The sequence below is a fragment of the Elstera litoralis genome, assembly GCF_000963705.1.
GTDB classification, from domain to species: domain Bacteria; phylum Pseudomonadota; class Alphaproteobacteria; order Elsterales; family Elsteraceae; genus Elstera; species Elstera litoralis.
The window spans coordinates 1-6,939 of the sequence record NZ_LAJY01000437.1; the positions used below are offsets into that span (position 1 = coordinate 1).

The following is a 6,939-nucleotide window of genomic DNA, read 5'->3' on the forward strand; positions in this document are numbered from 1 at the left end:
GCTTATGTTGCAGTGCGTCGCAATCCGCGTTTAACCGGCGTTTTAGCCGTTTCATCGAATAGTTCAGCAAGTTTATCCATCATCGTACCCCCCAACTGTTCAGCATCGACGATTGTTACGGCCCGATTATAATAGCGTGTAACATCGTGCCCAATGCCGATGGCGATCAGTTCGACCGGCGAGCGGGTTTCGATTTTGCGGATGACGCTGCGCAGGTGGTTTTCCAGATAGTTGCCGGGGTTGACCGAGAGGGTCGAATCATCCACCGGCGCGCCATCGGAAATCACCATCAGAATGCGGCGCTGCTCGGGCCGCGCCAGCAATCTATCGTGCGCCCAATCGAGGGCCTCGCCGTCGATATTCTCTTTCAACAGGCCTTCGCGCAGCATGAGGCCTAAAGACTTGCGCACCCGCCGCCACGGCGCATCGGCCCCTTTGTAGATGATATGCCGCAGATCATTAAGGCGGCCCGGCACGGCGGGCTTGCCATCGGTAATCCAGCGTTCGCGCGACTGGCCGCCCTTCCACGCCCGCGTCGTGAAGCCGAGAATCTCGACCTTCACATTGCAGCGCTCCAGCGTGCGCGCCAAAATATCGGCGCTCATCGCGGCAATGGTGATGGGCCGCCCGCGCATCGAGCCGGAATTATCGATCAGCAGCGTCACCACGGTGTCGCGGAAGTCGGTATCCTTCTCCTGCTTATAGGAGAGCGGCTGCATGGGGTTGGCGATCACGCGCGCCAGCCGCCCGGCGTCGAGAATCCCTTCTTCCAGGTCGAAATCCCAACTGCGCGTTTGCTTCGCCATCAAGCGCCGCTGCAAGCGATTAGCGAGGCGGCTGATGACGCCTTGCAAGGACTGCAACTGCTGATCGAGCATCAAGCGCAGGCGGGTCAGTTCCTCGGCATCGCAGAGATCATCCGCCTCGATTTCCTCGTCGAAGGCTTTGGTATAGGGCCGATAGCCGGAATTATCCTGGTCTTTGGACAGCGGGCGCTGCCCCGGCGGCGGGGCGCTATCGCCGGTCTCTTCCTCACCTTCGCCGAATTCCTCGTCGCGCTCGTCGTTATCGGCGTCGCTTTCCGAGTCCATGCCGGGGCGGGGATCGGGGCGCTTGTCGCTGCGGCTTTCCTGCTCTTCCTCGTTCTCGCCTTCGCCCGCTTCGCCCTGAACCTGTTCGGAGCCGGGCTGATCGTCACCCTCGTCCGAGCCATCGTCCTCGGACGGGTCTTGCGGGTCGAGCGCTTCCCCGGCTTCCACGTCGAGATCGGCCAGCAACTGCCGCACGGTGCGCGCGAACGCCTCCTGATCGGCCATCGTCGCGCGCAGATCGGCGAGATCGGCCCCGATTTTCTCGGCGATCTGGGTGCGCCATTTTTCCACCAGCGGGCGGATGGGGTCCGGCGGCGGGCTGCCGGTCATCGCTTCGCGCGCCAGCATGCGCACGGCTTCCGGCAAAGTCGCGTCGGTCGGATCGGTGACGCGGTCAAAGCCGAGGCGGCGATACTTTTGCTCCAGCGTCGCGCCGAGGTTTTGCGCCACGCCTGCCATGCGGTTCGCCCCAAGCGCCTCGCAACGCGCCTGTTCCAGCGCCTCGAAAATCGCCCGGCCGGTTGGGGTGATCGGTTGGCGTTTCAGGTGCGTCGCGGCATCGTGATAGCGCAGACGCAAGGCCACCGCATCGGCCTCGCCGCGAAACCGCGCCACTTCCTCCGGCGGCAGGGCGCGCGACGGCGCGGGTAGCCGGGCGCGTTTACCAACGACGCCCGCCGCTTCCGCGCCAAACCCGACTTCCACCTCGCCGTTTTCGGCAATCGCGCGGATCGCCGCCGTGGTGGCGCGTTTTAAACTGCTCCAGAGGAGATTCGGCATCGGCCATGCTAGGGAACTCGTCCGATCCGGGTTAGGCGACGCGGCCCGTGGCCCGTGCGGTCTTCGTTTCGACAACCCGGCCCGCGAGATCGCGCCCGAAGCAGCGCTGATAATATTCCAAAATCAGCGGGCGTTCGGCTTCATCGCATTTATTGAGGAAGCTCAAGCGGAAGGCGAAACCGACATCGCCGTTAAAAATCTTGGCATTCTCCGCCCAGGTAATCACCGTGCGCGGCGACATGACGGTGGAAATATCCCCGGCGATAAAGCCGCGCGGGTGAGATCGGCCAGGGCGACCATCGCTTCCACGGTCTTTTTGCCCGCCTCGGTCTGATAGTCTGGCAGTTTCGCCAGCACGATCGAGGTTTCCGTTTCTGCCGACAGATAGTTCAGCGTGGCAACGATGCTCCAACGGTCCATCTGGCCTTGGTTGATCTGCTGCGTGCCGTGATACAGGCCGGTGGTGTCACCGAGACCAATCGTGTTGGCCGTGGCGAACAGGCGGAAGAACGGATGCGGGCGAATAACCTTATTCTGGTCGAGCAACGTCAGCTTGCCTTCCACTTCCAGCACGCGCTGGATGACGAACATCACGTCCGGGCGGCCCGCGTCGTACTCGTCGAAGACGATGGCGACGGGGCTTTGCAGCGCCCAGGGCAGAATGCCTTCGCGGAAGGCCGTTACCTGTTTGCCGTCTTGCAGCACGATGGCGTCTTTGCCGATCAAATCGATGCGGCTGATGTGGCTATCGAGATTGACGCGAATACACGGCCAGTTGAGCCGCGCTGCCACCTGTTCAATATGGGTCGATTTCCCGGTGCCGTGATAGCCCTGGATCATGACGCGGCGGTTGAAGGCAAAGCCCGCGAGAATGGCCAGCGTGGTATCCGGGTCGAACTTATAGCTCGGGTCGATATCCGGCACATAGGCCGAGCCGGTGGAGAAGGCGGGAACCTCCAGGTCCGTATCGATGCCAAAGAGGGCGCGCGCGCTCACCGTGATATCGGGAGCATTGAGGCTGTGTGCGCCCTGCGTGGAAACCGTCTGCGTCGAGGTCATCGTCTCTTCTTCCCATCTCGCGCCCCTTCCCCTGCCGGGCAAATCGGGGCGCGTTCCTGTCCAAACTTATGCCCGGGCATTGCAGCCGGGCGAAGGCGGCGGCGTCAAGCGGGATTATGGCGGGAGAGGGTTCTTAATTTGATCGGTCTCTAAAGCCGCCCCTCAATCGCGTCCCAAATCTGCCGCTCCAGCGTAACCCCGTTGAGGCGGTTGATTTGCTGGATGCCGGTGGGGGAGGTGACGTTGATTTCGGTGAGATAATCGCCGATCACGTCGATGCCGACGAAGATTTGCCCGCGCGCGCGCGAAAGTGGGGCCGATGCGGGCGCAAATCTCAAGCTCGCGCTGGGTGAGGTCGGTTTTCACCGCCCGCCCGCCCACGTGCATATTGGCGCGGGCTTCGCCGTCGGCGGGAACGCGCAGGACTGCGCCCGCCGCCTCGCCATCGATGAGAATGATGCGCTTGTCGCCCGCGCGCACTTCCGGCAGGTAGCGCTGCACCATGAAGGGTTCGCGCCCGAGCTTTTGATACAGTTCGATCAGCGCCGTCAGGTTTTCATCGTCCGGGCGCAGGTGGAACACGCCCGCGCCGCCGTTGCCGTAGAGCGGCTTAACGATGATATCCTTATGCTCCGCGCGGAACGCCACCGCCTGCCGAAGATCCGACGTAATCATCGTCGGCGGCATCAGGTCGGGGAACTCGGTCACGAAAATTTTCTCCGGCATCGTCCGCACCCAGGCGGGATCATTGACCACCAGGGTTTGCGGGTGGATTTTTTCCAAGAGCCAAGTGGTTGTAAGGTACGCGAGATCGAAGGGCGGGTCTTGCCGCAGCAGGATCACGTCCACGTCGGCGAGGTTGAATTCTTCCTCCGCCCCAAGATCGAAGTGATTGCCGTGTTCGTGGCGCAAGTTCAGCCCGTGGCCGACCGCCGTGACCGTGCCATTCTTCAGCGACAGATTCTGCGGCAGGTAATGAACCAGCGTGTGCCCCCGGCGCTGGGCTTCGAGCCCAAGCATCAGCGTACTATCGCCGTGCACATCGATGCTGTGGATGGGATCCATCTGCAAGGCGACCGTTAAGCTCATCATGGCCTCATGGGGCTAGAAGTGTGTTTCGTCCCCAAAGGCGTTCACGAGATGCCGGGGCCAAGTTCTGGGCGCTATCAAAAGCGCGTCGCAGCGCGGTTGCAAGTCCTTGAAATCATCCCGGCGCGACACCAGCCATGCAACCGCGTTCAAAAGCCGCGCTTGTTGATGGGGGGAAATGGCGGCGCGGGCGGTGGCGAGATCGGGCCGCGCCTTCACTTCGATCACTGCCAGCACGCGCCCGCGCCGGGCGAGCAGGTCGATTTCACCGAAGGGCGTGCGCAGGTTGCGCCCCAGAAGCCGATAGCCTTTCAGCCACAGCAATGCCAAAGCCAGCCGTTCGGCCCCGCGCCCCCGGCGAAAGGCGGCGCGGCCGCGCGTGCGGCGGTCGATCATGCGAGGGGGAGACGGGACGGCTCATACCGCGCAGCTTATGCGGGTTGCGGACGATGTAAATGCCCGTAATGCGTCCGGCTTCGATACGCAGGGCGGTGCTTTGCGGCAGGCCATCGGCTTCGATCGTCACATAACCGGGCAGGCCATTGACCGGGCCGATATGGGCGCGCGGCGGCAGGGCAAAACCGTGCTTGCGGGCGATGCCGCTAAAGAAGCGCGCCACCTTGTCACGTCCGATGATCGGGTTGCGCACCGCCAGACGAATCCCGCCGCCATCGGCCAGCAGCACCGCATCGGGGGCGAGCAAGGCCGTCAGCGCTGCCATATCGCCGAGGTGGCTGGCTTTGAAGAAGGCTTCGGAAATCGCCGCCGCCTCGCCCTCGTCCACCGAATAGCGCGGCTGAGCTTCGCGAAGATGGGCACGGGCGCGGGCACAGAGTTGGCGGCAGGCGGTTTCGCTGCGCTTCAAGCTGGTGGCGAGATCGGCAAATTCGACGCCGAAAATATCGTGGAGCAGAAAAGCGGCGCGCTCCAGGGGCGACAATCGCTCCAAGGCCAGCAGCAGGGTGAGGGTTAGATCCTGTTCCGGCTCCAACTCCGGTTCGGGCAGCCACGGCCCATCATAGGCGGCGCGTTGACGGCGCTGGGCGCGCATCCGATCTAAACAGAGGCGCGTGACGATACGGATGAGATAAGCGCGCGGCGTCTCGATGGTTTGCGTCGCCGCCACCCGATGCCAGCGCAGATAAGCGTCTTGAACGGCATCCTCGGCATCGGCGCGCGATCCCAGCAGCCGCGCCGCCACCCGCTTCAGAAACGGGCGATGCGCTTCGAATTGGGCGGCGGCGCGGGCGGTGCTCATGGCTTAGGCGGCTTTCGGATGCTGGAAGCGGAAACCGACCGCGAGCCGGTTCCACACGTTAATCATACCGATTAGGGTCGTGACCTGCACCTGTTCGGCGGGCGAGAATTCGGCCTTGAACGCATCATAATCCGCATCCGGCGCGCCGGTCTGGGCAACCAAAGTGAGGGCTTCGGTCCAGCCCAGCGCTGCCCGTTCGCGCGGGGTATAGAGGCTCGATTCGCGCCACGCCGCTAACAGATGCAAGCGGAGTTCGCTTTCCCCGGCTTTGCGCGCGTCGGTGGTATGCATATGCAGGCAGAAGGCGCAGCCGTTGAGTTGCGACGCGCGGGTTTTGATGAGTTCGGTCAGCGATTGTTCCAGCCCACAGGATTGCAGGTAGGTTTCGAGGGCGATCAACGCCTTATAGGTTTCGGGGCTGGCTTGGACGGCGTTCAGACGTTGGTGCGACATGGGGCGTTTCCTTCATAGGAATGATGACAACACCCCTAAGACGCCGCCCCACCCCCGCCTGTGACACGTCCGCCGAAAAATATACTCAGCCTTCCTTCGAAACCTGCAACGCCCGCGCATAGACCGCCCGGCGCGGCTGGCCGGTGGCGGTGGCGATCAAATCGGCGGCATCGCGGACGCTATGGCTTTTGAGCGCATCGCGCAGCATCGTATCGAGATCGGCTTCGGCGGTGGCGGCCTCGGCCCCCGGCGGCGCGACGACGATGACGATTTCCCCGCGCGGCGGCCCGGCTTCCGTGTAATGGCGGGCGAGGTCGGGCAGCGGTGCACGCCGAACTTCCTCATAGAGTTTGGTAATCTCGCGCACCAGGGCGGCCTCACGCGGGCCGAAGACGGTGGCCATATCGGCCAAACTATCGGCAACGCGCGACGGGCCTTCGAAGAAAATCAAGGTTGCCGGAACTTTCGCCAAGTCGCGGAACAGGCTTTGCCGCGCGCCAGATTTATGGTCGGGAAAGCCCGCGAACAGGAAACGATCAGAGGGAAGCCCCGAAAGCTGCACGGCGGTCAGCACCGCCGACGCGCCGGGCAGGCTGGTAACGGGCAGCCCTTCCGCCTGGGCTTCGCGCACCAGCTTATAGCCGGGGTCGGAAATCAGCGGCATGCCGGCGTCTGAGACCAGCGCCACCACCTCGCCCGCGCGCACCCGCGCCAGCAGTTTCGGGCGCATCGCCGCGCCGTTATGGTCGTGATAGGCGACCAGCGGCGTCGGGATTCCATAGCGCCGCATCAGCGGGCCGGTGACGCGCGTATCCTCGCAGGCAATCACAGTTGCGCGCTTCAGCAGGTTCAGCGCGCGTAAGGTTATATCCTCCGCATTGCCGATCGGCGTCGCCACCAGATAGAGCCCAGGTGAGAAACCCGCCCCAACCGCTTCCGAAATCTCGGTTTGCGCTGGATTTGTTGGGGTCTCCTCGGTAGGGTCAAGGCGGTTTTTGACACGGCGAGGGGTAGGGTTTTCGATGTCGGCTGTCACGCGCTCGGCGATCCTGGCATTGGGGCTTTTGATGGCGGCTTGCGGGCAAATGCCCGGCAGCAAGCCGACCGTATCGGACACGGCCCCCGCTTCGCAAGCAAAGCCGCCCATTGTGGCGCAACAACCGGCGGAACCGACCTGGGCGACGCGCCCCGCCGGGCCGCCCCCCATCG

5 protein-coding genes and 2 pseudogenes are annotated in these 6,939 nt (G+C 63.6%); all 7 read right to left on the reverse strand.

Features of this window, described 5'->3' with window-relative positions:
• Positions 1–2: 2 nt before the first annotated feature.
• Positions 3–1,871: a cobaltochelatase subunit CobT gene (cobT, locus tag VZ95_RS15250; RefSeq protein ID WP_045776619.1), complete on the reverse strand. Its 1,869-nt coding sequence runs from the start codon at positions 1,869–1,871 to the stop codon at positions 3–5.
• 31 nt (positions 1,872–1,902) lie between these two features.
• A pseudogene (gene cobS, locus VZ95_RS15255) lies at positions 1,903–2,930 on the reverse strand (cobaltochelatase subunit CobS).
• 149 nt (positions 2,931–3,079) lie between these two features.
• Positions 3,080–4,019, reverse strand: a pseudogene (gshB, locus tag VZ95_RS15260) (glutathione synthase).
• A 15-nt stretch (positions 4,020–4,034) separates the two neighbouring features.
• Entirely contained in the window at positions 4,035–4,349 is a 315-nt protein-coding gene (locus VZ95_RS15265; protein ID WP_232302681.1) for a YraN family protein, read from the reverse strand.
• Positions 4,285–5,277 carry an RNA polymerase sigma factor SigJ gene (gene sigJ, locus VZ95_RS15270; protein WP_084627835.1) on the reverse strand — a complete coding sequence of 331 codons (993 nt, stop codon included), beginning with the start codon at positions 5,275–5,277 and terminating at the stop codon, positions 4,285–4,287. Before sigJ ends, VZ95_RS15265 begins: the two co-directional genes overlap by 65 nt.
• A 3-nt stretch (positions 5,278–5,280) precedes the next feature.
• On the reverse strand, positions 5,281–5,730 hold the full coding sequence (locus VZ95_RS15275; RefSeq protein ID WP_045776621.1) for a carboxymuconolactone decarboxylase family protein: 450 nt from the start codon (positions 5,728–5,730) through the stop codon (positions 5,281–5,283).
• An 85-nt stretch (positions 5,731–5,815) separates the two neighbouring features.
• Positions 5,816–6,939, reverse strand: a 1,124-nt coding sequence (gene rsmI, locus VZ95_RS15280; RefSeq protein ID WP_232302682.1) for a 16S rRNA (cytidine(1402)-2'-O)-methyltransferase, incomplete at its 5' end; no start/stop codon positions are given.